1 protein-coding gene is annotated in these 1,685 nt (G+C 28.2%); it reads left to right on the forward strand.

Going from position 1 to position 1,685, the window contains the following annotated elements; genetic code table 11:
- The first annotated feature begins 494 nt into the window (after window positions 1-494).
- A protein-coding gene (locus ARA56_RS16205) for an IS3 family transposase (RefSeq protein ID WP_242855996.1) occupies window positions 495-1,642 on the forward strand; the annotation gives its coding sequence in 2 pieces (ribosomal slippage) (window positions 495-738 and window positions 738-1,642; 1,149 coding nt in all).
- Window positions 1,643-1,685 lie beyond the last annotated feature (43 nt).

Here is a 1,685-nt window from a genome sequence, read left to right on the forward strand (position 1 = left end):
AAGTTTTTCATATTATTACTATGCGCAAAAAAGGAAGTTCAAATTCGAACTTCCTTTTCTTTATCGGCAAATATCAAATTTTTTTTGATACAGCCCCATATTTTTATTTATTATGACTGATTAATTTGCATATTTTAATAGTTATTTGATTTTATTAATCTATTCATTTATTTTATCTTTCTAAAATCTATAAAAATATTATCCTTATTATACGATTCATTCTATCATAAGCTAAAACTATACTTTAATAACCATATTATAACTTATAATATGGAACAATAAGTGGAACAAGCTCCCTTTTTTCCTATACGCGTGTATATGCGTGTACGCGCACATGAATTTACTTATTTTTTATTATTCATACTTAAGCTATATATTCTTGTTCCTGGTAATCTTCTACTCTTACAAAAGCTCTTTGGTGTTAGTATAAAGTAGTGGACACATTAAATCGAACTAAGTAAAATAATATTTAGTTAAGAAAGGATGTGTCCATTATGGGAAAGGGCAGAAGATATGATCAAGAATATAAGGATATGATAGTAGAATTATTTAAGTCAGGAATGAGCTTAGCAGAGCTAAGTAGCGAATATGGCATTGCAAAATCAACAATTAACGGCTGGATTAAAGATGTAAAAGAAATTAAAGTAGATGAAAATGAAGTTATGACATTAAAGGAAGTTAAAGCTTTAAAAAAAGAAATGGCAAGAATTAAAGAGGAAAATGAAATATTAAAAAAAGCTATGGCCATATTTGCAACAAGAAATTAGATGAAGTAATAGAATTTATAAATAACAATAAAAACAAGCATGATATTAAAACTATGTGTACCGTTCTAGGCGTAGCCAGAAGCACATATTATAAATCTTTTGATAAAACTAAATCTACAAGAGAACTAGAAAATGAGGAATTAAAATCAGCTATTAAAAGGATATATAAAGAGAATAAAGGCATATATGGTGCTCCTAGAATTCATTATATACTTGGTATAGAAGGTTTCAATGTATCATTGAAGCGAGTTCAAAGACGAATGTCTGAACTTGGCCTTTATGCAATAACTGTAAAAAAATACAAACCTCATTCAAGTAAAAAGGTAGCAGAAGGTTTAGAAAACGTTTTGAAAAGAGATTTTACTACTACTTCTATTAACGAAAAATGGGTAGGGGATATTACATATATTCATACTATAAAAGATGGTTGGTGCTATTTAGCTTCAGTTCTAGACTTATATTCTAAAAAAATAATTGGCTACGCTTTCGGTAAGAAAATGACTAATGATTTAGTTGTTAAAGCCTTAAAAAATGCTTATTATAGCCAATCTCCAGATAAGAATAAGCAATTAATATTTCATAGCGATTTAGGATCTCAATACACTAGCAATGATTTAAAGAAGCTATGCAAAGAATTTAATATTATACAATCGTTTAGTAAAAAAGGTTGTCCATATGATAATGCTTGTATAGAATCCTTCCATTCATCAATAAAAAAGGAGGAAATATACAGAAATACATATCGTACCTTCGAAGAAGCTAATATGGCTGTTTTTAAATATATTGAAGGTTGGTATAACAGAAAAAGGCTACACTCTTCTATTAATTACATGACTCCAGATCAATGTGAATTATTAGCTAGAAGTGCAGCATAAAAAAGTTTGACTTTTTGTGTCCAAAATATTGACATAAGACCAA

Source organism: Clostridium disporicum, from assembly GCF_001405015.1.
GTDB lineage: Bacteria > Bacillota > Clostridia > Clostridiales > Clostridiaceae > Clostridium > Clostridium disporicum_B.